General features: G+C 59.0%; 17 protein-coding genes and 11 pseudogenes. 16 read left to right on the top strand and 12 right to left on the bottom strand.

The genetic code is table 11. The features are described 5' to 3' along the window. Positions 1–31: 31 nt before the first annotated feature. Positions 32–1789: a hypothetical protein gene (locus JOH52_RS29920; protein ID WP_014531833.1), complete on the bottom strand. Its 1758-nt coding sequence runs from the start codon at positions 1787–1789 to the stop codon at positions 32–34. Between the two features lie 139 nt (positions 1790–1928). On the opposite strand from JOH52_RS29920, the gene JOH52_RS29925 reads away from it, so the two are divergent. Together JOH52_RS29925 and JOH52_RS29930 are read left to right on the top strand one after the other, a co-directional pair. Then, positions 1929–2198 (top strand): hypothetical protein, encoded by a 270-nt coding sequence (locus tag JOH52_RS29925; protein WP_014528422.1) that lies wholly within the window; start codon positions 1929–1931, stop codon positions 2196–2198. A gap of 114 nt (positions 2199–2312) precedes the next feature. Continuing rightward, complete coding sequence (locus JOH52_RS29930; protein WP_014528421.1) at positions 2313–2948, top strand: helix-turn-helix domain-containing protein; 636 nt, start codon at positions 2313–2315, stop codon at positions 2946–2948. Between the two features lie 55 nt (positions 2949–3003). Here the strand turns inward: JOH52_RS29930 and JOH52_RS29935 are convergent, their stop codons facing one another. The 3 genes and pseudogenes from JOH52_RS29935 to JOH52_RS29945 form a co-directional block, all read right to left on the bottom strand. Beyond that, positions 3004–3483, bottom strand: coding sequence for a hypothetical protein (locus JOH52_RS29935; protein WP_017266141.1), 480 nt, complete (start codon positions 3481–3483; stop codon positions 3004–3006). 484 nt (positions 3484–3967) lie between these two features. Further along, positions 3968–4624, bottom strand: coding sequence for a cytochrome c3 family protein (locus JOH52_RS29940; RefSeq protein WP_026030882.1), 657 nt, complete (start codon positions 4622–4624; stop codon positions 3968–3970). Between the two features lie 3 nt (positions 4625–4627). Continuing rightward, positions 4628–4956: pseudogene (locus tag JOH52_RS29945) on the bottom strand (nitrate reductase cytochrome c-type subunit); the annotation flags it as partial. Positions 4957–5276: 320 nt separating this feature from the next. On the opposite strand from JOH52_RS29945, the pseudogene JOH52_RS36620 reads away from it, so the two are divergent. The 4 genes and pseudogenes from JOH52_RS36620 to JOH52_RS29965 all read left to right on the top strand — a co-directional run. After that, a pseudogene (locus JOH52_RS36620) lies at positions 5277–5647 on the top strand (DUF3141 domain-containing protein); the annotation flags it as partial. A 72-nt stretch (positions 5648–5719) separates the two neighbouring features. Continuing rightward, positions 5720–6067: a hypothetical protein gene (locus JOH52_RS29955; RefSeq protein ID WP_014531840.1), complete on the top strand. Its 348-nt coding sequence runs from the start codon at positions 5720–5722 to the stop codon at positions 6065–6067. Between the two features lie 178 nt (positions 6068–6245). Then, positions 6246–7170 (top strand): annotated as a pseudogene (locus JOH52_RS36325) (mechanosensitive ion channel family protein); the annotation flags it as partial. A 148-nt stretch (positions 7171–7318) separates the two neighbouring features. Then, positions 7319–7600, top strand: a pseudogene (locus JOH52_RS29965) (helix-turn-helix domain-containing protein); the annotation flags it as partial. A gap of 47 nt (positions 7601–7647) precedes the next feature. Here the strand turns inward: JOH52_RS29965 and JOH52_RS29970 are convergent. From JOH52_RS29970 to tnpA, 4 genes are all read right to left on the bottom strand, one after another. After that, positions 7648–7929, bottom strand: a complete 282-nt coding sequence (locus tag JOH52_RS29970; RefSeq protein ID WP_234706817.1) for a hypothetical protein — start codon at positions 7927–7929, stop codon at positions 7648–7650. Positions 7930–7938: 9 nt separating this feature from the next. Continuing rightward, a protein-coding gene (gene tnpC, locus JOH52_RS29975) for an IS66 family transposase (protein ID WP_088199240.1) occupies positions 7939–9574 on the bottom strand; the annotation gives its coding sequence in 2 pieces (ribosomal slippage) (positions 7939–8136 and positions 8138–9574; 1635 coding nt in all). Positions 9575–9619: 45 nt separating this feature from the next. Then, positions 9620–9967 carry an IS66 family insertion sequence element accessory protein TnpB gene (gene tnpB, locus JOH52_RS29980; RefSeq protein ID WP_014531844.1) on the bottom strand — a complete coding sequence of 116 codons (348 nt, stop codon included), beginning with the start codon at positions 9965–9967 and terminating at the stop codon, positions 9620–9622. Then, positions 9964–10359 carry an IS66-like element accessory protein TnpA gene (gene tnpA, locus JOH52_RS29985; RefSeq protein WP_014531845.1) on the bottom strand — a complete coding sequence of 132 codons (396 nt, stop codon included), beginning with the start codon at positions 10357–10359 and terminating at the stop codon, positions 9964–9966. The genes tnpB and tnpA overlap by 4 nt, the downstream gene beginning before the upstream one ends. A 79-nt stretch (positions 10360–10438) precedes the next feature. Here tnpA and JOH52_RS29990 point away from each other — a divergent pair. Further along, positions 10439–10657 (top strand): annotated as a pseudogene (locus tag JOH52_RS29990) (IS30 family transposase); the annotation flags it as partial. A gap of 72 nt (positions 10658–10729) precedes the next feature. Here JOH52_RS29990 and JOH52_RS29995 read toward each other — a convergent pair. Further along, positions 10730–11182 (bottom strand): DUF2721 domain-containing protein, encoded by a 453-nt coding sequence (locus JOH52_RS29995; protein WP_014528417.1) that lies wholly within the window; start codon positions 11180–11182, stop codon positions 10730–10732. Between the two features lie 162 nt (positions 11183–11344). Here JOH52_RS29995 and JOH52_RS30000 point away from each other — a divergent pair. From JOH52_RS30000 to JOH52_RS36335, 5 genes and pseudogenes are all read left to right on the top strand, one after another. Further along, positions 11345–11500, top strand: a pseudogene (locus JOH52_RS30000) (IS5/IS1182 family transposase); the annotation flags it as partial. A gap of 546 nt (positions 11501–12046) precedes the next feature. Beyond that, positions 12047–12269, top strand: a pseudogene (locus JOH52_RS36330) (phage integrase N-terminal SAM-like domain-containing protein); the annotation flags it as partial. A gap of 4 nt (positions 12270–12273) precedes the next feature. Continuing rightward, positions 12274–13689 (top strand): annotated as a pseudogene (locus tag JOH52_RS36625) (ISL3 family transposase); the annotation flags it as partial. Positions 13690–14023: 334 nt separating this feature from the next. Further along, the gene (locus tag JOH52_RS30015; protein WP_014528416.1) at positions 14024–14371 is read left to right on the top strand and encodes a hypothetical protein; all 348 of its coding nucleotides are present in this window, start codon (positions 14024–14026) and stop codon (positions 14369–14371) included. Between the two features lie 409 nt (positions 14372–14780). After that, a pseudogene (locus tag JOH52_RS36335) lies at positions 14781–15188 on the top strand (hypothetical protein); the annotation flags it as partial. Here the strand turns inward: JOH52_RS36335 and JOH52_RS30025 are convergent. After that, positions 15183–15330, bottom strand: a pseudogene (locus JOH52_RS30025) (transposase); the annotation flags it as partial. The pseudogenes JOH52_RS36335 and JOH52_RS30025 overlap by 6 nt on opposite strands. A gap of 383 nt (positions 15331–15713) precedes the next feature. Between JOH52_RS30025 and JOH52_RS30030 the strand changes: the two are divergent. Together JOH52_RS30030 and JOH52_RS30035 are read left to right on the top strand one after the other, a co-directional pair. Continuing rightward, complete coding sequence (locus JOH52_RS30030) at positions 15714–16520, top strand: IS701 family transposase (protein WP_014531854.1); 807 nt, start codon at positions 15714–15716, stop codon at positions 16518–16520. 552 nt (positions 16521–17072) lie between these two features. Continuing rightward, the gene (locus tag JOH52_RS30035) at positions 17073–19157 is read left to right on the top strand and encodes an adenylate/guanylate cyclase domain-containing protein (protein WP_017265940.1); all 2085 of its coding nucleotides are present in this window, start codon (positions 17073–17075) and stop codon (positions 19155–19157) included. 261 nt (positions 19158–19418) lie between these two features. Here the strand turns inward: JOH52_RS30035 and JOH52_RS30040 are convergent, their stop codons facing one another. Together JOH52_RS30040 and JOH52_RS36630 are read right to left on the bottom strand one after the other, a co-directional pair. Next, positions 19419–19775: a BA14K family protein gene (locus JOH52_RS30040; protein ID WP_017265939.1), complete on the bottom strand. Its 357-nt coding sequence runs from the start codon at positions 19773–19775 to the stop codon at positions 19419–19421. Positions 19776–19972: 197 nt separating this feature from the next. After that, positions 19973–20631: pseudogene (locus JOH52_RS36630) on the bottom strand (glycoside hydrolase family 19 protein); the annotation flags it as partial. 732 nt (positions 20632–21363) lie between these two features. Here JOH52_RS36630 and JOH52_RS36635 point away from each other — a divergent pair. Both JOH52_RS36635 and JOH52_RS30055 read left to right on the top strand, forming a co-directional pair. Continuing rightward, positions 21364–21840: an MgtC/SapB family protein gene (locus tag JOH52_RS36635; protein WP_373865783.1), complete on the top strand. Its 477-nt coding sequence runs from the start codon at positions 21364–21366 to the stop codon at positions 21838–21840. Positions 21841–22188: 348 nt separating this feature from the next. Beyond that, positions 22189–23949, top strand: a complete 1761-nt coding sequence (locus JOH52_RS30055; protein WP_014531860.1) for a hypothetical protein — start codon at positions 22189–22191, stop codon at positions 23947–23949. Positions 23950–24349: the final 400 nt, after the last annotated feature.

Genomic DNA, 24349 nt, shown 5'->3' on the forward strand with positions numbered 1-24349 from the left:
CACGCAGTCCTGTGGCGCTTGGCGCGATACCTCATTTTCCGGGAACCGGTACGCCTGCCTGGCGCAAACCCTCTATGAAATGCTGCTGGTCTTCCGGGCGGTGAATTCGTAATGCGACTTCGTTGCGTGCGTTCTCGAGGAAGCCAGGCACGTTGGTTTCAAGCCATTCTCTCTCGGTACGAGCCAAATCCATCTTGCCGAGCTTTCCAAGGATGGCAAGCAATATGACATGGTAGACAGGATTGGCGTGAAGGTCCGCCGATCGGGCCCACCGTTCCGCGGCGACGTAGTCGTGTTCAATATAGCAACAGACCGCCAGCGCGGCCTCGAAATATCCAACCGGCCCGGGATTGCTCGCTACGGTTTTCGATACAAGGTCGCACCCCGAACGCCACTGACCAGACAGGGCGAGCCGGAAACCATATTCGCCCGAGAACTCAGTGTCGTTGGGATTGATAGCATAAGCGCGCGCGCCGACCGTCAGGGCAGCGTTAACTTCGCCCCGGAAAAATAATGTAAGCATCTCCGCCTGCAGTGCGCGAACGTTCTGAGGGTCAAGTTCCACCGCACGCGCCGCAGCCTCGATGGCGTGCGCGAGCGACACGGTCGTCGATCGGTTCAGGCGATATCGAAAGCGAAGCTCGTCAACATAGGTCAGTGAGAGTAGTGCCCATGCCGTAGCATAATCGGGAAACTGTGTCGTTGCGCGTTGAAGACACTCTTGAACGGAGGCATGTGTCTGCGGATTCAGATCGCCCCGATACCCGTAGTAGGCCAGGGTGCACGCATAAGCCTGCCAATCGTCCGGGACAGAGCGCATGAAGTGTGTGGCGTTGGCCTGGAAAACAATGCCGTATGGTTGTGCGATGGCGCTAGCCACTGCAGCAGCGGCGTTCTGCTGCAACTCGATGATCTTACGCGGCTGTAGTACTTCGTCATAGGTGTTCGCCCACACGACTGAACCATCGGAATGCTGGACTAACCGTATACCCAGCCGAAGTTTGTCGCCATCGAGCCGGACCCGGCCTTCTAACGCAAAGGCCGGGTATTCTCTTTCGGCGCTATGCGAGTTCGGGGCTGCCGGCCCGGCGACCACAACAATCTCCTTGAACTTGGCGATGTTGCTGATGACCTCATCTGTTAGGCCGCGCGTGATCATCGCCGATTGCGGCGTTTGTGAAAGGTCTTCAAACGGCATCACCATCAGCTTCGGAATGTTTGGTCGAGTGCCGCCAGGCTTCGTGAGGCTCTCGATTGTCGTTGCCGCCGAGCCGAAAAATGCATTTGCTAGCAAACCGCATGTCAGGAGACCCACTGTGGCCACACTGACCCACAGCGCGGTCTGCTCAAGCGGAATGGAACGCGACTGAACGTTTGCGGCCTGTCCGGAGCTTAGGGGGTACGGCGCACCGTCCCGTTTCTCGAAGGCCGGCGCGTAGCCGCCCTTGGGAATTTTAATCACGATCGGATCGTTGCTCCCAGCAACGAAATAATAACGCTCGAGGGCGCGTCGGATACGACCTGCTTCGATCCGTACGACTGGATCTGTTTGAGCATCGAAAGAAGAATCCCGCCCGAACACTTCGGTAGCGATCGAATAGGCCTTTATCCGGTCGGCACGGCCCGCAATTGTCTCTCCGACAATGTAGGCCAGGAATTTGCGCGCTCGATCCGGCACGTCGAATTCGGCGCTTAACCGTATTCGATCGAGTTGTACAAGAATTTCCGTGTTCGTAGGGAGAGCGGTGGGCGATCCGGCTCGGACGCTCCCCCGGCCAGCGATTGTCATGTCCGCCCCTCATGGGCAAAACGTAAGATTGCAAAAACTGCTCTGTATACTCTCGTATATTACGTCCATACCCCGGCAGAGCGCAATACAATCCGACGAGATAAAAGACATCTTTGAAACCAAAGGTGGAGGGAGCGCAATGTATGGGGAACCGGACTGGAAACACTGCATGGCAGCGGCATTGCGGCGGTTTCCGGCGCGCTCCTTGCAAATCAGGGAGTTGTCGATGCGCGATGAGGACTTCAGGGGAATGTGCGAGGATTTTGCAGCCGCTGAGAACGCACTCGCGGCCGTCGATCAGCTTCCTTTGCATATTCGCGAGGAGCGCCGCGCCGAGTTCAAGGGGCTGATAGAGAGCTTGGCAGCAGAGATTGCAACAGCGCTTGGCCCGGCGGACGGGTCCTTTTGACTGCAGGCATTTTGCCTGCTCATCCGAAGGGCAGCGTTCTTACGCGGGTTAACGACAGGGAACAGCGGCGGGAGCCTCGCGAACCGGGCGGCCCAAAGTTCTGGGAGTGGAGCAATGAATACCTCGATATCGGCATCCTGGGGCAGGTATATAAATGCCATTCCCCCGCAGTCAGGCGAGGCGGCGTTGGCGCCGCTCAGCAGCTTCGTTGACGGACAGTGCATTTACTCTTTCGGAGAACGCGCCGATCAAGTCTATCAGGTCGAATTCGGCGCTGTCCGCGTCTATAGGCTAGCCGCGAATGGGAGGCGACAGATCCTTGCATTCCATTTTGGTGGCAACTGGTTTGGCCTGCAAAGTCGGGACCGGCACAGTTCGAATGCAGAAGCGATTGGGGTCACCGGCGTAAGATGCATCAGCCTTCAGGAAGAACCGCTCTTTCGGCCAGCTCTATTCTCCGCGGCGCTGGATAACGTCTCCGCCGCACAAGAGCATCAGCTCGTCATCGGTCGTCAAAGTGCGATTGAGCGCGTCGCGGCATTCCTGCTCGAGATGTCGGAGCGCTCGGGCTATTCACGCAGGTTCGAGCTGTCCATGTCCCGTGTCGATGTTGCGGACTATCTCGCGCTGACGGTTGAGACGGTTTCGCGCTCGCTGACGAAGCTGAAGCACAGGGGCTTCATCGAGTTACATGGCGCTCGCGGTATTGAACTCGTGGGATATCGAGCCCTTCAGAATTTATGCCTTTAGTGATTGGTTAGGATCGCAGACGAAGGGCCACAATATCGCGCCAAAGCAAATCAAGTTAGCGGAAGGCTCCTGGCTCGAGCATCTTGTCGCTGTAAGGGGAAGGGATCTTTGGCGCTCCAACGTGGAGGAAAGGTTTTCCAACTGCACTATGGCAGTCGTTGCATTCGGTTGTCATCAGGGCGAAGGACTGCTGAAATTGCTCGTCACTTCTTGCGACAATGGCCTCTTCGATCAAATTGGCGATCTTTTGCGCGTTAGCGAAATCGAAGTTGGACTTGTCAGGATGATGGCGAGAAACGTCATTGAAGCCTGTCTTTACCTGTTCCAATTGATAGCCGGCCAAAGACCAGTTTCTTAACTTGACTGAGTACCAAAGCTTAGAGCGGCTGAGATCTATTTTGGTCATGATCTCGCCAACACTGGGTACGTATTTGCTGGGCTCGTCAACTGATTTGCCCGGTTGGCCAGCCGATCCATCGGAGCTGTCGAGTAGGAGCACCAGAGCGGTTACCGGAATTACCCACGTTGCTCGCATGCCGATCTCCAATGCTTCTGAATATAGGACGGCCAGAACGGATCCTGTATCTTTCCCAGCAGCGTAGACCGATGTGCCACAAGCCGGATGGTGGAATAAGTAGCGATCCTGTCGGCGCGTCGGCGACGCTCGTTCGGTGGCCCAAGTTACTCCGCATGCCGAATAACTCTACGCTGTTAATCGGTTGAGTCGTTGATTGTGATCAACAATGGTCAAATTGCACCGGAAAGGCTGCCATCCGCCTTTTTGCACATCAAAGCTCTTCATGAAGGTCTGTGACAAGCTTCGCCGATGCCTTGTGAGTGCAATCCCTTGTCCACTGCAAGATCGAATTGATGTATGCAGTATCGCAGCGGGGTCACGGGCGTGCACTCTCCAGCCAATTGAAATTCATACGGTGCAAGTCAACCTTCCATTGTCCGGAACAATTCGACCATGACTTGCGAGCATCAATTGCCAAAGGCTACCCCTGTGGAGTCATTCATTACCTCTTCAGGTCGTCGATTGCCGAAGCAGAAGGCAACGTCTCTCCTTCGAGTTCGGGCGGCAGCTTCCACCCCGGCTGCATGTTGGGCAGTTCGTGGGCAATGCCCTTATGGCAGTCGATGCAGGTCGCCTTTCCCGGCAACAGATAGCGGGTATGGATCTCGGCAGCACGTTGCGTCTGCTTGGAAAGGTCCATCGCCGCCGAGGAGTGACAGTTGCGGCACTCAAGGCTGTCGTTGGCCTTGAGCCGCGCCCATTCATGCTTGGCGAGTTCCAGGCGGTGGTCGAGGAACTTCTCGCGCGTGTTGATGGTCCCGAAAATCTTGCCCCACACTTCCTTGGAGGCCTGCATTTTGCGGGCGATCTTGTCCGTCCATTCATGCGGCACGTGGCAGTCGGGACAGGACGCCCGGACGCCCGAGCGGTTGGAGAAATGAACCGTGCGCGTAAGCTCCTCATATACGTTGGCCCGCATCTCATGACAGGAGACGCAAAACTCCTCGGTGTTGGTGAGCTCCAAGGCGGTGTTGAAGGCGCCCCAGAAGATCACGCCCCCGACGAAGCCGCCGAGTGTCAAAAAGGCGAGGCTGAGCGTTGCGGCCGGCGTAGTCAGGATCTTCCACACCCAGAGTAGGAGGCGCTTTATCCGAGCCATGGCCTACTCGCTCCCCGCTTGGCTGACGCCCATCTCGCTCATGTCCCGGAAGGTGTTGCCGACGAGCGGTCGCACGTCCGCCTGCGGTACGTGGCAGGCTGTGCAGAAATAGCGCCGCGGCGAAACGTCGGCGAGCATCTGCCCCTCCCGCGTCATGTAATGGGTGACGCTGATCATCGGCGCGCCGGACTCCTGCGTGAGTTCGCGCTTGTGGCAGGAAAGGCATCGGTTGGTGTTGACCGAAAGTGGTAGCCCTCGATCGAATGCGGGATGACTGGCGGCTGGTCGGGATAGGCGCGCTCCTTGCGGACGTCGTCATGCGTGGCCCATCTAGATCCCGCCTGTTTGAAGGGACCGGTCGGCATTGACCGGAGTCAATTTCTCGACACTTGCTCCGGCGAATCGAGAAGCTCGTCCGGCGCTGATTTCGTCGATATCGGCGCGTTGCCCCGACAAACTCGCCCAGCGTCTGACACAGCAGAGTGCTGCCATGCGGATCGGGTATGTCCATCAAGCCGCGCCTAGTTCAGTCCGCCCGGAAGCGCACCCGGTCCGCTTGGATTTGACGGAGATCAATGCTCAAAAGGCAGTGTTGGTGTATGTGCGATCAGAGACTGGGACCGCCCTCCGTTCAAGCCGAGGAGTAGACCGAATGCCTCAGCCGACCATCTCATCATTCGCAGACGCCTCGCCTATGCGCTCGATGCCTGGCAGCGTTCTATCCTGCTTCTCGACGTGATGCGCCAGCGCGGTGAACAGTACCGAGAATACAGCGCGCAGACCGCTCCGCACGTGCTGAACTAGGACGCGGAACTCGTCGTCGAACGCCGCACGCTCGATAGACCGGTCAACTGTGCGCTCGCCCGGGTAATCCCGCCCGAGGCCGTCGCTGAAGCGATCCTTCGTCGTCGTCGACCCGCGCGCCGGCCACGCAAGCCTTGCGTGATCGGCAACTGCCAGGCCGGCTGGGCGCCGATGAGCCTCGCATCGCTGCGCCCGGAACTGTTCGGTCCGATCGTCATCACACCAGACGAATGAGTTCAAGGTACCCAGGAGAACGTGGGAAGCCGGCGCTAAATCAAGTGGGGGTCCGAAATGATCATATATGTCGCCGAGATTTCAGGACGCGGCATCGCCGCTTTTGACGCAGCCAACGACATTGAAGCGCAAGCACAGTTGGCAAACAGGGGACTCCTACGGGACCTGATTGTCTTGCAGAATGAGGGTCGCGCACTCTGGGATGGTGTCGCGGAAATCCATGTGCGGATGGCGACCCCTGAGGAGACCGAGATCTGGCAAACAAGCCGGGCGGCTGTTCAGTCAGGTGAGGATTCCGATGACGAGGGTCGACATGTCTTCCTAGTCCCCGTCGTCGATCCTTCTCATGACAATTTCGACGATGACGATAACCCCCACCATGACGACGACCGTGACGGCGACTGAAAACGGATGACGCGGCCCTGATCGAGGAAGGGGCGGACTGCGTGCGGCTGCCCATCCCCGACATTATGATGCCGTCCGACAAGGTCGACGGATAAGAGCGAGAGTTGGCCGCGCGGTCAAGCCGAAACCTCCGATCTTCTGGTCGCGCTGCCCGCCAAAAATCAATCCGGAGCGCCCCATGAATAGCGTACAACCCATTCGAATTGGTTTTCTGCTGCTGGCCGTCGCTCCAATCCTCTTTTGGATGCTGCTTGGAGTTTCCTGGGCACAGCAGGCTCCCGTCGGCGTGCCGCCCGAAAAGGCGCAACAGTTCCTCGATCTGCTCTCGGATCCGGAGGTGAAGACATGGCTCGAGGGTAAGATCCCTTCGGCTGCCGCGGAGCCGCCTGCTGGGTCGCCCGTCGAGACGATATCGAGCTGGGAGGCCGCCATCCGCGATCGCTTTAATGGGCTTATGGGCGCAGTTCCCCGCATACCAGAGGAGCTGGCAAGCGGCGCGGCTGTTTGTCTCGCGGGACGTGAACTTGGGCAGGCCCGGGCTGGTGGTCAGCATATTTGCCGTTCTGATTGCCGTTGGCCTCGGCGCCGAGTGGCTGATCCCGAGGGTCTTTGCCCGGGCACGCAAATCCGGCACAAACGAGAACGCCGGACAAGAGATCCTGCCCGAGATCGCTGCCTTGCTGACGTTTGCCTTGGCCAGCGTCGGTTCATTCCTGGCTTTCGAATGGCCGCCCTTACTGCGTAAGATCATCCTTACGCTGCTTCTAGCCGTGATCGTGTTTCGGGTCGTCCGAGCGATCGGCAAGTTGCTGTTTGCCTTGAGCGGCGCCAGCGGCATTGCCGATCAGCCGCCGTCAGCTTTTGAAAGCGATGCGGCCCGTCGTTTCTGGCTTTCGCGGATCAGCATTATTGCCGGGTTTCTTCTATTCGGCTGGGCCATCGTCAGTCTCATGCCCGCTTTGAGCTTCTCCAATGAGGTGACCCGGCTTGCTGCCTTTCTGTTCGGGTTGGGCATTCTGGTGACCGCAGTTGAAGTCGTCTGGCGGCGCCCCGACAAGCCGGCTTCGCTTGTCGTCAAGTCACTGCTTACCCTCTATCTAGTCTCTAGGTTCGGGTCGTCAGGTGCGTTCTTCTTGACTCGAAGATATCGGCGAACCGTATCACGCGCGCATCCAAATTCTTTCAGTGCATTCTATTTTCAAGTGCGACATGGAAATAAAAACAATGACTTACCCCCTTGGAGATTTTTGCATGTCGCAGTGCTATTTGCAGCTCACCCTCCCCGATCGCCGACGCGTGCATCAGCTTCTCGAACGCAAGGTCCCGATTGCTGAGATCGCCCGCCAACTCGGTCGGCATCGATCGACGATCTATCGTGAACTGAAGCGCAATACCTTTCATGATGCCGAGTTTCCGGAATACAGCGGCTATTACAGCGGTATCGCCAACGACATCAGTAAGGAGCGTCGGCGACGGCTGCGCAAGCTCAGCCGCCACCCGCAATTACGCGAACTGGTCATCGATCGACTGGAGGGTATCCGTCCGGTGAGGACCGCAGGTAGCTCGAAGCTGACTTACGCCTAGCGGTTTGATCGGAGGGCCACGATTGCTGCTGCGGCTGTCTCGGACAGCTTCGCCATCTCGCGATCGGGCAGCGCCATGTGCTCTGTGGCTATTTTGAAGAGGTAGTTGGCGATGTCTTCTGCCGTTGCGTTCTCGTTGATGAGCATACCGAACACGACGTCGGCATAGGCGTCGTATTCGTCCTTCGCTTCGGGAATGTCAGATATGCCGATCGGATCCCAGTCGCGGAGCAACACATCGCGAACAAGAGCGCGGATTTTGTCGGTATCGTGAGCCATCAGGTGCCCCTACGCGGCGGCGGCTTTCGCCGACGGTGCCACCCAGTTCCACGGAAGCAATTGCTCCAGCCTGGTGATCGGGGTGTCGGCGATGCGGGCGAGGACGTCGGCAAGCCACGCCTGCGGATCGACCCCATTGAGCTTGGCACTCATGATCAGCGTCGCCATGAAGGCGGCGCGATCGGCACCACGATCGGAGCCGGCAAAAGAGCCACGACTTTCTGCCGAGGGCAAAACCGCGCAGCGCTCGTTCGGCGGCGTTGTTCGTCAGGCAGATCCGGCCGTCGCCGAGGAAGGACGTGAAGCCGTCCCAGCGTTTCAGCATGTAATCGATCGGCTCAGTGACCGGTGAACTGCGCGACAGCTTTGTTCGCTCAGTTCGAAGCCAGGTCTGAAGTTCATCAACGAGCGGACGGCTGTCCTTCTGACGTCGTTGCAGCCGTTCGTCGGCGGCAAGCCCGTTGATGTCACGTTCGATATCAAAGAGGGCGTCGATGCGTTTGACCGCCTCGAGCGCAACCGGCGAGATCGCGGCAGCATTCTTGCCGCGTTTGGCGTTGCTGGCGATGTCGGCAAGCACGAAGAACTTGCGCCGAGAATGCGCCCAGCACAGCGCCTGCGTCAGCGGAACGGGATCGCGATCCACCTTGAACAATGGGTTGTAGCCGCCATAGGCGTCGGCCTGCAGAATGCCGGTGAAGCTCTTCAAATGGCGCTCGGGATGCTCCTGCCGTCGATCGCGCGAGGCATAATAGAGTGCCGCCGGCGGCGACGTTCCGCCGAACGGCCGGTCATCCCTGATATAGGTCCAGATGCGGCCGGTATCGGTCTTGCCCTTCGCCAGGATCGGCACGGTGGTGTCGTCGCCATGCAGCCGCTCGGCAGCCAGCACATGCGCCTCGATCAGCGCATGTACCGGCTTCAGCGCCGCGGCGCAGGCCCCGACCTGGTCGGCGAGCGTCGACAGGCTGAGGTCGATGCCCTCGCGGGCGTACCGCTCGCTCTGCCGGTTCAGCGGCTGGTGCTGACCGAACTTCTCGAACAGGATCATCGCCAAGAGGTTCGGCCCGGCAAAGCCGCGCGGCGTCACGTGGAAGGGTGCCGGCGGCTGGGTGATCTTCTCGCATTCGCGGCAGGTGAACTTCTCGCGCACGGTCTGGATCACCTTCCACTGGCGCGGGATCACCTCCAGAGTCTCGGTGACGTCTTCACCCAGCTTCGCCAGCTTGGCCGAACCGCAGCACGGGCAGTTGGTTGGCGCGGTGATGACGACGCGTTCGCGCTGCAGATGCTCGGGGAAAGCTTTGCGCGATGGACGCTTGCGCTCGAAGGCCCGGACCGTCGAGGAGCGTGCCGCCATCTCCGCCGCCAGCTCGTCTTCGCCGGCGTCGGCCTCCAGCTCCTCGAGCTGCAGCTCCATCTGTTCGAGAAGCCGGGCCTTGCGCTCCGAGCGGCTGCCATGGATGTCGCGCTTCAGCTTCTCGATCTCAAGCCTCAGTCGGGCAATCAGTGCATCCGAATGTGAGTTCACCGCCTGGGCGCGGGCGGCAAGTGCTTCGGCTTCACGGCGGGCCGCACGCTCCGCGAGGATCATCGCGTGCGCGCTGGCAAGGTCGTCGGGAAGCTGATCGGCCGCATCGGTCATGGCGGGATGGAATCATATTCGCTGCCGCCGTGCCAGCGGTTTTGCTCATCCGGCCGAGCTAGGCCGCCAGGTTTTTTGCGGCATTCGCCAGTCGATGCCTTCGAGCAGATAGCCGAGCTGCGCCGGCGTGATCACCACCGTGCCGTCGGCCGCTGACGGCCAGATGAAACGGCCGCGCTCGAGCTTCTTCGTGAACAGGCAGGCACCCTGGCCGTCGTGCCATATCACCTTGATCAGGCCGCCGCTCCGGCCGCGGAAGACGAACAGATGGCCGCTCATCGGATCGCGCTTCAACGTCTCCTGCACCATCAGTGACAGGCCGGGAAAGCCTCTGCGCATGTCGGTATAGCCCGTCGCTAGCCAGACCCTCACACCGCTCGGGACCGGGATCATCGCCGCTCCAGCACATCGAGAATCCGAGCCAAGGCTTCGGTGTCGATGTCACTCCCGACCCGCAGGCGACGGCCGCCGCCAAGCTCGATCATCACCAGGCTTGCTTTCTTGCGCGGCCGGGAAACCGGCGGCGGCTCGGGCGGGATCGATGGCCCAGGCAGCGTCTCGACGACCTCCACGGGAATGAGCTGCGGGACGGACGGCGTGGAGATTTGGCAGAGTTCCTTGCGCCAGCGGAAGAGTTGGCTGACATGAATGCCGGCCGAGTGCGCGATCTCCGAAACACTTGCTCCTGGCTCAAGCGTCGCCGCGACCAGCCGCTCCTTCTCCTCGCGAGACCAGCGCCGACGCCGTTCGACCGACGTAATGACCTCAATCTGATGCTTCGTCATAGGACTACTCCTAGTGCTTGCACTAGGACTTGCAGTCTTCAGCCTACCTCAGCAAGGCGGCCGTCACCGGAGGGATACACTGGAGGCCCTTTGGTCGCCGGAGCAGATCGCCGGCCGCCTGCTTGCCGACGGTGTGAGCGCCGTCCGTGTCTGCACCGAGACGATCTACCGCTTCATCTATTGCAAGGAAGATTATGCACTGAAGCTCTATCGGCATCTACCGGAAGGCCGTCGTAAGCGCCGCCCACGCCGCTCCCGCAAGCCCTGCGACGGCTCGATCCCGTTTGATTGCAGAATCGGCCCCGTGATTTTCGGCATGGTCAGTACGATCAATTCGTTGCGTTTAGCTCCCAGCGTGAGAAGCACTTGGTCAGTCTTGCCCCGTGGGAATTTGATCCATTCGTATTTGCCGCAACATGTTCCGTCCGGCGATCAGCAATTCAAATAGGAATGCGACAAGCGATCCGATGAGCGAGACTATGGCGCCACCAAAAAACCAGAAGAGATTTTCTTGACGCAACCCAATGGCAAGAGCGCCAGCAAGAAGATTTAGGATTGCGCCGCCCGTGCAAATGCCGGCTATCACCCCAAGCACTACCGCAACCTCCAGTGCAAGTGCCCTTCGCCGCAGATACGCGAGCTGCATGCGAAACAACTTGCCTTGATTGCCCTTGTCGGCGACCTCGTTCAGCCGGTCCGATACTCTCCCGAGGCGAATGGTGTAGATACTGACAAAGCCTGCGGTACCAGCCAACAAAAAGACCGGCGCAAGGGATGTCTGTACGACAGAGGCAAGGTCTGTGACGATAGGCGGTGTGTTCATGAGTACCTCTCAGAAACAAATTGAACTGCGATGTAACAAGCTTTGACAGCATTAGATGTAGTCCACAGCGTAACGCCCATCATGAGAGCCCAGCGGAAGAGAGTTGAGTGAAATCAGCCAGTTGTGGGTCTGTTCGTTTGCATAGGACGCACGCAGACCACGATACGCCGGGCTGATTTCACACGTCTGCAATATGCCCGACGCGCAATACGGTATGCAAGCGAACTGACGGACCGGGAAACAGGATTGATCTCGCCTTGCCTGCCTGGAACGAGGCGGCTGGGCAGCACCGATCTTCGCGAGGTCGTGCAAGCTGTTCCCAAGACCCACAGCTAGGGCTATATTGAGCGATTCGCAAAACGCGCGAACGGCATGACTAAGCTCGAGATCGAAATGCGCGTAATCCAACCGCTGTCGTCGCCGCGAAGTCGAGGGATTAACTCTGCGTGGGCAAAGCCCATTCCTCGATCGCCACATCTAGTTCGACTTGCACAAAGAAAATACCGCTTTGATAGGTAACAACAAGGGCGCAACCACGTATTTTACGGAAGCCGTCCCCTCGATCTGCGGATCAACTGGGAGTTGGATCTATGATCAACCCTGCTTTTATTCGGGAACGACACCGCACGTAGGGACCAACCGACTGAAGATCGGTTTGTTCTCGCACGTCTTGGGACGGGCCCTTGCGGGATTGCGGACAATTTCTGAGGGCAACATCGGAACCTAGAGCGCGTCCGATGAAAGCGGAATCGGCGTGAGGATTGAACTAAGCCGCTATCGCGGCGAATGGGGCCGACTTTGACCGGAGCCTCCTGACTGATTGGATGGTGGTGTTGCAACCCACCCTTCAGACAGGAGGTCCAGATGGCTGAGCTTAGCCCTTTTCGCCGCCGGATGATCGAGGACGTGACGGTCCGCGATCTGTCTCCGGCAACCCAGCGATCCTACATCAACGCCGTTCAGAAGTTCAGCCGCTATTTCGGTCGGTCACCGGATCGGCTTGATCTTGAGGATGTTCACGCCTTCCAGGTTCATCTGGTCTCGACAGGGATTATCCTGGGCATCGCTGAACCAGATCGTCTTCGCAAGATGAAGAAAACTGGGTTGTTTCTGCCGCTGCGAAACCTGTCGGAATCTGCCCGGATTGCGGAACCCGAAGCCGGCATCGGCACGGCTGGCATCTTATGGCCAATCAAGCCAACAATCTCAGCCATCCGTTCAGTTCGTCGCATGTAGCGTGAAGCAATCTCGGGCAATCTGTCCGTGAAGGTTCGTCGCACGCACTCCCGGTGTCTACATTGCCACCGGTTCAGCGCGAGTTTGATTTTCACAACTTGACTCTGAACAGGCAAGTCCTGGTGGCGGCGGTTGTGGGCGGTCGTCCGGGTGAATACTTAATGCATCGGATCGGCATGCCGGTCAGCGGCGATACGATCTTGCGGCAATTGAAGCGCAGGAATCCAAAGTCCAGGCAAAAAAACAATGTTAGGGTTGTGGGCATTGATGATTGGAGCTGGCGGCATTCCTCGCGGTAAGGCACGATCATGGTCGATCTCGAGCATCATTCGGTCGTCGATGTTCTGGAGGACCGCAGCGTCGAGAGCGCAAAAGCATGGTTGCAAGCGCGTCCGACTATCGCGGTCGTTAGCCGAGGTCGCTGCGGTCTGTATGCCCAGGCAGCCCGGGAGGGCGCACCGCAGGCCCCCCGGTAGCTGATCGTTTTCATCTGGTCCAAAATCTCAAGGCGGCGATCAAGGAACAGATGAGCGTTTATGGTCACACCCATGTGAGACCCATTCTCTCCGAAGATGCTATCGCCAGCGCTACGGCACAACACCGCCGCGCCCGCTTGGCGCACAGACAATCTCGTCAGGAAATATTCGACACGCTTCAAGCTTTGCGCCAGCAGGGCCTCACCTACAAGCGAGATTGCAAGGCGGACCGGATACGGCTTACTTCCAACGCACCTCGAGACTGAAACCGGCAGCATTGAACGCGACATCGCCATTGTATTTTGAAACATTTTTGGCTGAATGCTGGAAGAATGGAAACCGCATTGGGCGCCATCTGCTTTACGATATCAAGAACCGCGGCTACACGGGTAGTCGCACCAATCTGGAGCGCCTGTTGAAGGTGTGGCGTGAAGCCAAAAACATCCAACCCGGCGAGCCGCCTCCGGATATGGATGTTTCAGAACCCGTCCGCGATCCTGACACCGGCCATATGATCTCGTCTGTGGTGGCCGCAGCTTTGTGCATAAAACCGCGCGGAATGCTGACAGATCGTCAGGCCAGAAAGGTCAATGCTTTGAAGCAGGGCTCGACAGTGTTCGCCATAATGCGTGGCTTGGCCATGCGCTTCAAAGGCGTCTTGGGCAGCAGGAATTCGGAGGCACTGGCTAAATGGATCGACGATGCCATTGAAACCGAGCTTACGGCAACATGCGTTTCGCCAGCGTTTTGCGCCGGGATATTGATGCCGTCAAAAATGCAATCGAACTCCCTTGGAGGATGAACCTTTAATTGCGAGGCTCCTGTGCCAGTGAATTCAATTGGTTGGCATTGTACTCGATTTGAGAACGGGCAGGTTAATTTGAGAATATGGCTTGGATTTTGTCACTTAATGTGAGAATCAGGCGGTCGACGTAATCGGCGGTGTTTCTGCATTGAGTGACCCATTTCCTGACGAGGTCGACGAAGTGCTTTGGGATGAACCGTGCCGACGCGCAGAAGTGGCTCGAGAACTCCTGAAGCATCCGCCTGGCAAAATGACAGCCGCAGATGTAGCCACCTTCGACGCTGTCACAGTACGTAGTCGAACGCATTTCTTGGGGATATGCTGATGAAGAGACCCGCGTTTTCGACCGCAGTTTCACTCTCGTTACTCGCGTTGGTTTCGAGCCGTGTCAATCTTTCGCATGCCGCAGAGCCGACATTCGCAATACTTCAAGGCATGTGCCGAAATACGAAGGATCCTTTGCAACAGGGATACTGCACTGGTTTTATCGAGGCGATCGCCATACGTATCGCCAGAGATGGTAAGAATTGCGCATTTCTCCAGGACTATATCGACCATGCGAACGCCGATCTTGCTCTTTCCGATCTTATTGCCGATCTGAATCCGGCTGAGTATTCCGAGAAGGCGTTCGATGCGGTAGAAAAATTCTTCTACAACAAAGGCTGCTCCTAAAGGCAGGATTGGGTGCGTGAAATAATGAGTGTTGATTTCCACTGAGAACTGACCCCTATTGCGGGCAAGGGCGATCTGGGAGAACGGCTCCTCGACGCCGAAGCCGAGCGCTGTGTCGGAACCAGAAGAACTCGGTCGATTTCCGGGGACCAAAAGACAAGCCGGGCACCAAGGGACAATATGCCGACGTCGCCATCCATGCCGGGCTGTTCGTAACGGCCCACCCGGCATGGACCTCGACATGCAGATTGAGTTGTTCGAGCAGGCACTGATCGAGCTCGACAATGACGATGAGCTCATCAATAGGGTGTTGGAGATTTCCTCGAAGACGAAGACCTGCGCGTGCTTCGCTACGGTCTACCGAAAGAATAGTCAAAAGGGCGCGGGCAGCATAGCCGAGGTAGCTAGCCTATTCGTGCTTTGGTCGGCTTGGGTAACGGGATTTCTAGGACTGCTGTGGCTCGGCATCTATTCGCTGCTCTTACCGGCTCTGGTGCGCGGCGTTGGCGATGTGGCGCAGGCCTTAGCGACCAGAGCACAGCGCACCGGGCCTCCCGGCATCGTACTGAGCGTGGTCATAGTCAGGGCTGCCAGGGCAGCGGTGATCGCCGCCGCGGTCGCATGGCTCGCCTACATCTGGCGCATCAGAGCCGCAGCCCTCGCCGGCAGCGAACCCGGCGCGATCGTGATACCGGGATTGCTCAACGGTATCATCGCCCTCTTGGTCGCCGACCTGCTTTGGCAGATGTCAAAGGCGTTAATCGCTTATCGGATGGGACTTGGGTCTAAGGACGGTTCCAACGCCGATGAACTCGCCTTTCGCAGCTCCCAGCGCCTCGTCCATCTCCGCTTCCAAGATCCTGCATCACGGTGCGGATCACCTCGCGCAGCCCATCGGGGTTTGAAAGCAAAATGTCTTTGACGGCGGCGCTGGCTGTCTTACCCTCACTCTTGCTCATGGTGGCGTTCCTTCCAGGGAATCAGGTGACGTTCAACATCGCCAGCCTGCCATGACCGCCTCTCTCAGTGAATTTGCAGAACCTTCGGCACACTACCTTCATTTCCGTCCGCATACCCGCCTATAGCGGCATCATGTCTAACGGCGAGTGAACCACACAAATTGAGGAAGACCCTCTTAAAATTCCATCCCCGGCGGGAACAGCCGCATTGTCAAGTTTATTTGCTAGCATTACAGTTGCATATCTATCTGTGGTCTGCATCTATGGGTCTCCATGATTCGGAGGTCATGGATGACAGGTGCATCAATCGAGACTACGCTTGAGCTTTGGGCATCATCGCTGCGTGACGTGAAAGCTGCGCGGACTGTTTACGCAGGAGCGAGTTGCAGCATCTGCGAACTCTTTTCCTGGACGGCTTGCTGGGTGACGAGCGGCGTAAGACAGGTTGGATGCGCGCTGAGGCGGCCGGTGATCCCGGCCCGTGGCGGCAACAAGCCATTCTGGGTCGCGGGCGTTGGGACGCGGACGGACTTCGCGACATCGTGCGAGAGTATGTTGTCGAAAACCTCGCCACAGATGATGCGGTCCTGGTCATCGACGAGACGGGCTTTCTCAAGCAGGGCAAGACATCGTGCGGTGTTGCACGTCAATATACAGGTTCGGCTGGCAAGATAACGAACTGCCAGATCGGTGTGTTCGCCGCCTATGTGTCCGTTCGCGGCCATGCCTCTATCGATCGAGCCCTGTACTTGCCCAAGAGCTGGACTGGCGATCCGGCAAGGCTTGCAGCAGCTCATGTTCCTGAGGTTACAGCCTTCGCTACCAAGCCAGGCCTGGCTGTCGAGGTGATACGGCGTGCGCTGGCAGCCAATGTGCCGTTTTCATGGGTGGCCGCAGATGCGGTCTATGGCGTCGGGGACGTTGAAGGGACCCTGCGGCGAGCCTGCAAAGGCTACGTTCTTGGGGTTAAATCGACCACCATTTCGGCTCCTGGTCGGGGAAGCCTCCGGTCGCCGGCACAGCACAGGAGATCGCCCGCGATCTCGATCCAAGTGCATGGCAGCGTCTTTCCGCCGGTGAGGGCACCAAAGGCGCGCGGCTTCATGACTGGGCGTACTGCGAACTCGCCGATCTCGATGCCGACGAATACAGCGAGACGAAATCGGGGCTTTGGACCCGTGGCCTCCTGATCCGGCGCAATATCAGCGACGGTGATCTCGCATTCTTCACCACATGGTGCCCGGCCGGGACGGGCATCCAGACGCTCGTTTCCGTTGAAGGCCATCGCTGGGCGATCGAAGACAGCTTCGAGACCGCCAAGAACGAGCTCGGACTCGATTACAACGAAACCCGGTCATGGCATGGCTGGCATCGCCACGTCTCCCTCGTCATGCTCGCCTTCGCCATGATGGCGGTGATCCGATACCGCGCCAATGACGTGACGCCCCAAAAAAGACCGCGGATGCCGACCATCAGGATTTGATCCGCTGGTCTATCCAGGATAGTCCGGCGCATCGCCATCAGACTCGCCCAGCGTCGCATAAACCCCGCCTACGTCATCGCATGGTCATGCTGGAGGCGCGCCCATCAGGCGGCCGCTCGACGAGCTCATCTGAGAACTAAAATGCAACTGTAATGCTAAGTGATAGCTATATATCGGCGCGGCACTGCGGGTTATCAGTTATAGTTGCTTCATGTCTTCTACAAAAGTGAAAAGGTCGTCCCGCCCCGTGCGTTGGGGCTTGGCGGTAAAGCTGTTTACCATCCTCGTCCTGCTGGGCGCGATCGCGGTCCTGGTCACCGGGGTGCTCGGTTATTTCCGCGCCCGCGACGCCCTCGAAAAGGCTGTCTTCGACCAGCTCACGGCCGCCCGTCAGACCAAAACGCGTCAGGTCGAAGACTACTTCCGCACGATCGATGCCGAGTTACGCCTTCTTGCCTCCTCTAAGATGGCGGTTGATGCAACGCGCGAGTTCCGGATCGTGGTCGACCAGCTCGACCGGGCAGGCGCGCCACCCGAATTGCGCCAGAAGGTCGGCACCTGGTATACCGAGAACTTCATCCCCGGAATTACGCGTGTTCTGGGCAGGAAGCCGGTTCTGGCCGACTACCTGCCAGTCGGCGCCGCTCCCTACTATCTCCAATATCACTACATCGTCGCCAATCCGCATCCGGCGGAGCGGCGCAAGCTTCTCGACGACGCCGGCGACGGAAGCGAATACAGCAGGCTGCACGCCATGTATCATCCCATGATGCGCGCCGCAGCCGCAACGCTCGGTTTCTTCGACTTCATGATAGCCGACCCCAAATCCGGTCGCCTGATCTACACGGTGGAGAAGGAGGTGGATTTTACCACCTCCCTCCAGGCCGGTCCCTACCGCCACTCCAACGCCGCAGCCGCCGCCGCCCGCTGCGCAGCAAGCCCCGACCGGTCGGCCGTATGCCTGGAGGATTTCGCCCCTTATGCGCCATCGGGCGGAGCACCCATTGCCTTCATGGGAGCACCGGTGATTGACCGGGGCGTCGTCATCGGCGTGCTCATCGCGCAATTGTCGAACGAGGAGATCGACAACGTCGTCACCGGCGGTCGTCGCTGGCGACAGGAAGGATTTGGCGACACGGGTGAGGCTTATCTCGTCGGGCCCGATTACCTGGTCCGCTCTGGCCCGCGAGCGTTCTATGAGAATCGTGAGAACTACTTCGCCGAACTCAAGTCCGTCGGCGCCCCGGGGGAGGAAATTGCCGCAATTGAGCGTTACGGGACGCCAGTGCAGCATCAGCGCATCAACACCAAGGCCACCCAGGCTGCGCTCGCCGGCGTCGAGGGCACGGGCGAGATTGTCGGCTACCGTGGCGTCCCCACGCTCGCTTCGTGGGGACCGCTCGCCATTCCGGGCATCAAATGGGGGCTGGTCGCCAAGATCGATAGCGCTGAGGCCTTCGCGCCGATCGAGCGCCTGCGCCAGGATCTGCTGGTCGTCGGGGGACTGGCGCTGCTCGTGGTGGCAGCCACCGGCGCCTGGCTTTCGCGCGCGCTGCTTGGACCGCTGCGCGAGCTCACTGCCGGCGTGAGACGCTTCGCTGCCGGCGACTACCGGGCCAGCGTGCCGGTCCGCACGCACGACGAGATTGGCCAGCTCTGCTCAGCCTTCAATGGCATGGTTGAGGATCTGCACCAAAAAAACGTTGTGATCGAGAACAAGAACCGCGAGAATGAGCAGTTGCTGCTGAACGTCCTGCCGGCACCGATCGCCAATCGGCTGCGCGGTGGCGAGGAGGCGATTGCCGACGGCTTCGCGGAGGTCACAGTGGCCTTCGCTGACCTGGTCGGCTTCACCGAGTTGACATCGGAGATGCCGCCGCACGACGTGGTGACGTTGCTCAACGAGCTCTTCACGCGCTTCGACTCCGCCGCCCACGATCTCGGCATCGAGAAAATCAAGACGGTGGGCGACGCATACATGGCGGTCTGCGGTCTGCCCGAGCCGGTCGCCAACCACGCCGAGCGCATGGTGCGCATGGCCATTCGCATGGTCCACATTACCCGCGAGCACGGCATGGAACACAACGCTTCGATGAAGCTCAGGGTCGGCATCAACACCGGCCCTGTCGTCGCCGGTGTCATCGGGACGAGTAAATACATCTATGACTTATGGGGCGACACGGTGAACCTCGCGAGCCGGATGGAATCGGGAGGAATCCCCGACTCCATTCAGGTGACGCGCTCGGTCTACGAAAAGCTTAAGGGCCAGTTTGCCTTTGAGCCGCGCGGCGCTATCGAAGTCAAGGGCAAGGGGAAGGTCGAGGCCTGGGTCTTGAGATTGTAAAGTCGTGGGCGCCAAAAGTTGGGTGCACGTAGTGATTTTTGCGCTAACCCTCGGGCTGGCTTTGTACATCATCACGGATATCGAGTTTCCCGTCTCGGATTTTGTAGGGGGATCAATTCGATTGGGTGCTTGTTCTGCCTTTGGATGCAGTTAGGAACATTGTCGCCGCCACACCGATCCAGGCGACAACAGCCGACGCGCGCCATTGCGCTAGCCATTAAATTCCTGCCGGACACGCGCTGAGCGGCCGTTCTCGCCCCTTCAGTTGTAAGGTGAGTTGCACGGGCGGCGCGCACCCTCGAACGGCTGGAATGTGTCGTCGGCCAGTCGATACGATAGGTATCGCTCCTGGCACCAGCGAAGATGCTTGTTCGCGTCGATTACCCTTCGCTGGCGGAGGCGAAATTGTTGACGCACTCCGGGCCGGGGACCCCCAACAGTGGCGCCCGGGCCTATGCTGATGTCAGGCCTCATGCCGCGATAGCGGGAGCCGTAATTTGGATATCGCTGCTGCAGGAAGTCTCGGTACTCTCTCTCGATGAAGAGGTTGTGATTCGTGCTGCCTCCCGTACCGCCGTTGCAAATTCCTATGCATGTTTGGGCTCTTGCCGGCGACATACCTATTGCTGCGGCAAGCACCGCAAAGGCGAGCGTTGAGGCTTTCACAGACCTGACCTTCTTTCTGCCAAAAAGAATCGATCGGAGCGACTTACGTGCGGCCCCTACGTAACGCTTGGAGGTCAGCAGGGTTCCTGTACCCCAAATCGGCACCGCCTAAGGGGAAGGCGAGCCGAGTTCGCTGTCGCACGATCGAGCACACGTGCCGTATGCAGCACAGCGCGGGTTTTCGGTCCGACATCGCCGTCCACCCGGAGGCAATGGTAGGCCTGGAACTGAAGGACATTGTCCGCTCGGTAGCCGAGCAGCACGAGCGAGATCCGCGCCAACCTATCGAAGCGGGCGGCCAAGCCATTCTTGCCGTCGTTGATCTTCTTCGTGATGGTCTCGGCGTCGCCCTCGTCGGCCCAGCGGTTAAGGTCCCGGATGTCCCAGTTAACAGAGGCACCAGCCCTTTCCACGGATCGGCATTGACCGCGTCCGGATCCTTGACGAAGTCGGAGCAGTCGAGGCCAGCCGCTCGGCACCAGTTGCGGAACTGGCGGTAGTTGTCCTTGCCGGTGAGCTGCATGCCGGTGCGCCGCGGTAGAGATAACCGTCACCATCCTTCTCCAGCGTGTTGCCGAGATCGGTCCTTGTGTCGTAGCGCTGCTGCGTCGGCGTCGGCCCCCAGAACTCGCGATCGTAGCGGAAGTCGCCGCTTTCATACATCAGCTGGGCGAAATACTGGGCGAGACGGTGCGGCCGATCCATGCCGAAGCGGTCACCGTACCTGTCCAGCGCCACAAGCACGGACGCGAGGTTGCTCTCGGTTCACCCTGCCCTTTGCGGCAGAGCGAACCTGCTGAGCGGTGATTGAAGTCTCCTGATTGTCGTTGGGGAATGGTTGGCGGGGCTTAGCCGCGCTGGCGCATGGCGGCCGGCAGTGTTCGGGTTTAAACTGACGTTGGTAGCTTTGCCCCCCTCGCAGGCGGCCGGGAGGCTCGTCACCGGCCCGCGGCCCTTGACGGGCCTCGCCATTGATCCACATCAATGGAAATGGGACTGGGACATGGACGATACCGAAGCGAAAAGCGCCGGCACAATGCGCCGCTACTAATCTTTTGGACGTTGCGGCACAGCTTGCCGGCCTCGCCGAGGACCTCAAAGCTCTAGCAGCTAGGCGGATCGAGCCCATACCGACGTTGGCCGAGCCAGACGATCAGCCTTGAGCGAGCGGTGCAGAGCCAGAATAACGGGTCGGTCTGTTCTTAGACGCGAAAGGGCCCCTTCTCTCTCGACGAAAGAAGAGGCCCAGCGTCTGAGCGTTCGAGTTCACAGACACTTCCATTTACGTGCTGAGCGCGGTTGATGCAATCAAAGATGCCCGCGCCGGGGCACGGTTTTATCCATCTGGTTTTTCCCTTGTTAAGGTGAATGTTGAAGTCAGTTGAGTCGCGCCCTTGAGGTGCATTCTGTGAAGGCATGAAGCACCAGCCAGACAACACCTGGGTACACTCAACGATGATTTCATAGACCAGATGCCACTCGCAGAACAGCTCGTGCCCGAGGGCGTTACAGGGCCGGCCCTGCTAGTCGGGCAGCTGGCGTGAATCTGGCACTGTCCGCTCCTCCCCCGACGCACGCTACGAGCGATGCGAGCCGTTTGAAGGCCGCCGTCACGTACGTCAGCTTGTCCCCCGCGCGCGCCGGCGTCATCGTTGCTTTCCCCGGCGAAGGACGTGTTTGGTCCGCCGGTCCAGGCAGCGGCAAGGGCGAGAGCCGTGGCGCTGGCAGCGTGCGGCTTTGCCCTGATTATCGACACGAGCGCGCCGGCAGACAACGAAGCCAGGGCGCGTGTTCTCCGGGTGTCATCACCGGAATTGGCTTCATTGGCGGTGGGGCTATCGTCAAGCAGGGCAGCAGCGTCAAAGGTCTGGTGACCGCCGCCGGCATCTGGAATGCAGGCGCCATTGGGGTGGCGGTCGGACTCGGTGCCGCAAACATTGCAATCATTCTCGGCCTGACCAACCTCTTCGGACTAGTGGCTGCTGAGCACGCTCGGCGTTCACCGTCGCGAAGATGACAATGGGAATTCGCCCTCTCTAACGAACGGGCACACTGACGCATGGCAAGCATGACTGACGCTCCGCACGCCGCTCTTCACGAGCGCCGAACGGCAGTTCGATCAGCATGGACGAAACTCCGTGATCTGCAACGCGCGTGCAGGGCAAACGACGCGATGCCGCCGCCAGGTTTTGTTTTGTGGTTATTCCCATATGATCGCGCGTTCATTCGTTCCTCCCTCCGGGTTACGAAATGCAACCATAATTGGTCGCCTCTTGCATATTCCCTTTCACCGGGTGGCGGCGTAAGTTACGGGAACCCACAATGACGCCGGCCACAATCTTGATTGTGGCCATAGGGGCGGGACATGGTACACGCAGACCAACAGGGCGTCCCGGTCGACCCCGCAACTGCTCTACCCACCGAGGCGGAAGTTCTTGCGCAACTTGATCGAATCCGATTCAGCACCGAATTCGATGCGCCGGAACGAGCCCGCCAATTCCTGGCCTATGTCGTCGGGGAGACGATTGCAGGCCGTGCCGATCGTATAAAGGCCTATTCAATAGCAACCGAAGTCTTCGGTCGAGATTCTTCCTTCGACGCTCAAACGGATCCGGCCGTGCGGATTGAAGCTGCCCGTATTCGACGCGCGCTCGAACGCTACTATCTGGTCGAGGGCCACAACGACCCGCTCATAATAAACATGCCGAAAGGCGCCTACGTACCGACGTTCGAAAGGCGCATCAAAGTGCATACTGAACCTGACCCCGGCCTCTTCGTGAGCGTCAGACGCAATTCGCCCTTCGGGAGCTCTCGGCAGCCATGGGCGTGGGTCGCGATCGCGGCGCTTGCCTTTGCCCTTGGTAGTCTGGCGGCAAACGCCCTGCTTCGTTCTATTACCCCGGCGGAGAGCGAGGATATGGCCGGATTCCGGCCAAACATCCCGAAACTCGCTGTGATGCCCTTTGAGGATCTTACCGGAACACCGCACTCGGCGATGATAACACGAGGGTTCACGGACGAGGTCGTCGACAAAATTGCCAGATTCAAGGAGATCATTGTCGTCAGCCGAGAAAAACTCGATGGCTCACCTGATCAGGCCGACGCCCCGGCTTATGCGCTGGAGGGGCGGGTTCGGCTCGACGGCGAAAAGCTTCGACTTGCAATAAGACTCGTACAGCGGTCCGACGGGTCGGTGGTGTGGGCGAACAACTATGACGAAAGTCTTGCGACGCATAAGATTATCGCGTTGCAGGAAAAAGCCGCCGCCGCCGTGGCGACTGCTGTGGCACAACCCTATGGCGTCGTTTTCCAGGCGAACGCCGTGCGATTTACGCGCTCGGTTCCCGACGATTGGGAAGCATATGCGTGCACCTTGGCCTATTACGGCTATCGCAGCAACTTGAGCCCGCTAACGCATTCGTCGGTTCAAGAATGCCTGCAGCAAGCGACCCGACAGTTTCCAAACTACGCGACGGCTTGGGCACTTTTGTCGATGACCTATATCGACGAGCTCCGTTTCCAGTATCGTCTCGAGCGATCATCTCCGATTTCGCTGGAACACGCGGTCGCGGCAGCGGCGCGCGCCGTAGAACTGGATTCCCAGGACGTCCGTGCCCTGCAGGCGGAGATGCTCACCTTGTTCTTCCGTGGCGAAGTCGACGCGGCCTTGGCTGTCGGCGCGCGCGCCTTCGCGATCAATCCCAACGACACTGAACTTGCCGGTGAGTATGGTTTCCGGCGCGCCCTTTCCGGTCAATGGCGTTCAGGCTGCGAACTTGTATCGCAAACTGTGGAGCGGAACCCCGGCCCGGTGGGATACTTCGAGGCGGCCTTGGCCATCTGCTCCTACATCGAGAGCGATTACGTGGCCGCCGAGCGATGGGCGCGCTTGGCTGACCTTCGCGCCAATCCCATTTACCGGGTCATATTGCTTGCCATTCTTGGGAAACTCGGCAAAGAGGAGCAAGCAAAGGAGGAACAGAATTGGTTGGAAACAAACGTTCCGGGCTTCCTCGAAAACATCCGAAAGGAGATCGCCTTGCGGATTCGTCGTCCTGAAGACCAGCAGCATTTCATCGAAGGTTTGCGCGAGGCGGGTGTAACGATTCCGGAAGGTGGAGCGTAGTAATCTTCCCGAGAGAGTCATCTTGTCGATCACCCAGTCGCGGCTGGTGGCGTTCCTTCCAGGGAATCAGGCGACGTTCAACATCACCAGCCTGCCATGACCGCCTCTTTCAGTGAATTTGCAGAACCTTCGGCACACTACCCAACATGGACGATGAGGAGCGCCGAAGAGACCTACGCTCCTCGAGCGAGTCCCTAAAAGGCGGCTCTGGTACCGATTTAGTCGCTGTAAGCACCGATTCAAGGGGGGTATTTCACCCCTTTATATCGTAGCCGGCGCGCCCTGTTGCGCGCGCTTCCCCTAGGGGCAAACCGCCGCTCACTATGCACTGAGGCTGCCCGCTGCCTGATGGCGAGGTCGCCATATATTCGCCCCAAAGAGAGACCAGTATTCCGGCAGT

It is taken from the genome of Sinorhizobium meliloti (assembly GCF_017876815.1).
In the GTDB taxonomy this organism is placed as follows: domain Bacteria; phylum Pseudomonadota; class Alphaproteobacteria; order Rhizobiales; family Rhizobiaceae; genus Sinorhizobium; species Sinorhizobium meliloti.

What these genes read in the sequence shown, in the direction of transcription:
- JOH52_RS29935 (WP_017266141.1), bottom strand. Translation starts at nt 3,483, where the DNA reads ATGCGAGCAACGTGGGTAATTCCGGTAACCGCTCTGGTGCTCCTACTC.
- JOH52_RS30055 (WP_014531860.1), top strand. Translation starts at nt 22,189, where the DNA reads ATGGTACACGCAGACCAACAGGGCGTCCCGGTCGACCCCGCAACTGCT.
- JOH52_RS29955 (WP_014531840.1), top strand. Translation starts at nt 5,720, where the DNA reads ATGATCATATATGTCGCCGAGATTTCAGGACGCGGCATCGCCGCTTTT.
- JOH52_RS30040 (WP_017265939.1), bottom strand. Translation starts at nt 19,775, where the DNA reads ATGTCGCCGGCAAGAGCCCAAACATGCATAGGAATTTGCAACGGCGGT.
- JOH52_RS29970 (WP_234706817.1), bottom strand. Translation starts at nt 7,929, where the DNA reads ATGGCTCACGATACCGACAAAATCCGCGCTCTTGTTCGCGATGTGTTG.
- JOH52_RS29940 (WP_026030882.1), bottom strand. Translation starts at nt 4,624, where the DNA reads ATGGCTCGGATAAAGCGCCTCCTACTCTGGGTGTGGAAGATCCTGACT.
- JOH52_RS29925 (WP_014528422.1), top strand. Translation starts at nt 1,929, where the DNA reads ATGTATGGGGAACCGGACTGGAAACACTGCATGGCAGCGGCATTGCGG.
- JOH52_RS29995 (WP_014528417.1), bottom strand. Translation starts at nt 11,182, where the DNA reads ATGAACACACCGCCTATCGTCACAGACCTTGCCTCTGTCGTACAGACA.
- JOH52_RS29920 (WP_014531833.1), bottom strand. Translation starts at nt 1,789, where the DNA reads ATGACAATCGCTGGCCGGGGGAGCGTCCGAGCCGGATCGCCCACCGCT.
- JOH52_RS30015 (WP_014528416.1), top strand. Translation starts at nt 14,024, where the DNA reads ATGAAGAGACCCGCGTTTTCGACCGCAGTTTCACTCTCGTTACTCGCG.
- tnpB (WP_014531844.1), bottom strand. Translation starts at nt 9,967, where the DNA reads ATGATCCCGGTCCCGAGCGGTGTGAGGGTCTGGCTAGCGACGGGCTAT.
- JOH52_RS29930 (WP_014528421.1), top strand. Translation starts at nt 2,313, where the DNA reads ATGAATACCTCGATATCGGCATCCTGGGGCAGGTATATAAATGCCATT.
- tnpA (WP_014531845.1), bottom strand. Translation starts at nt 10,359, where the DNA reads ATGACGAAGCATCAGATTGAGGTCATTACGTCGGTCGAACGGCGTCGG.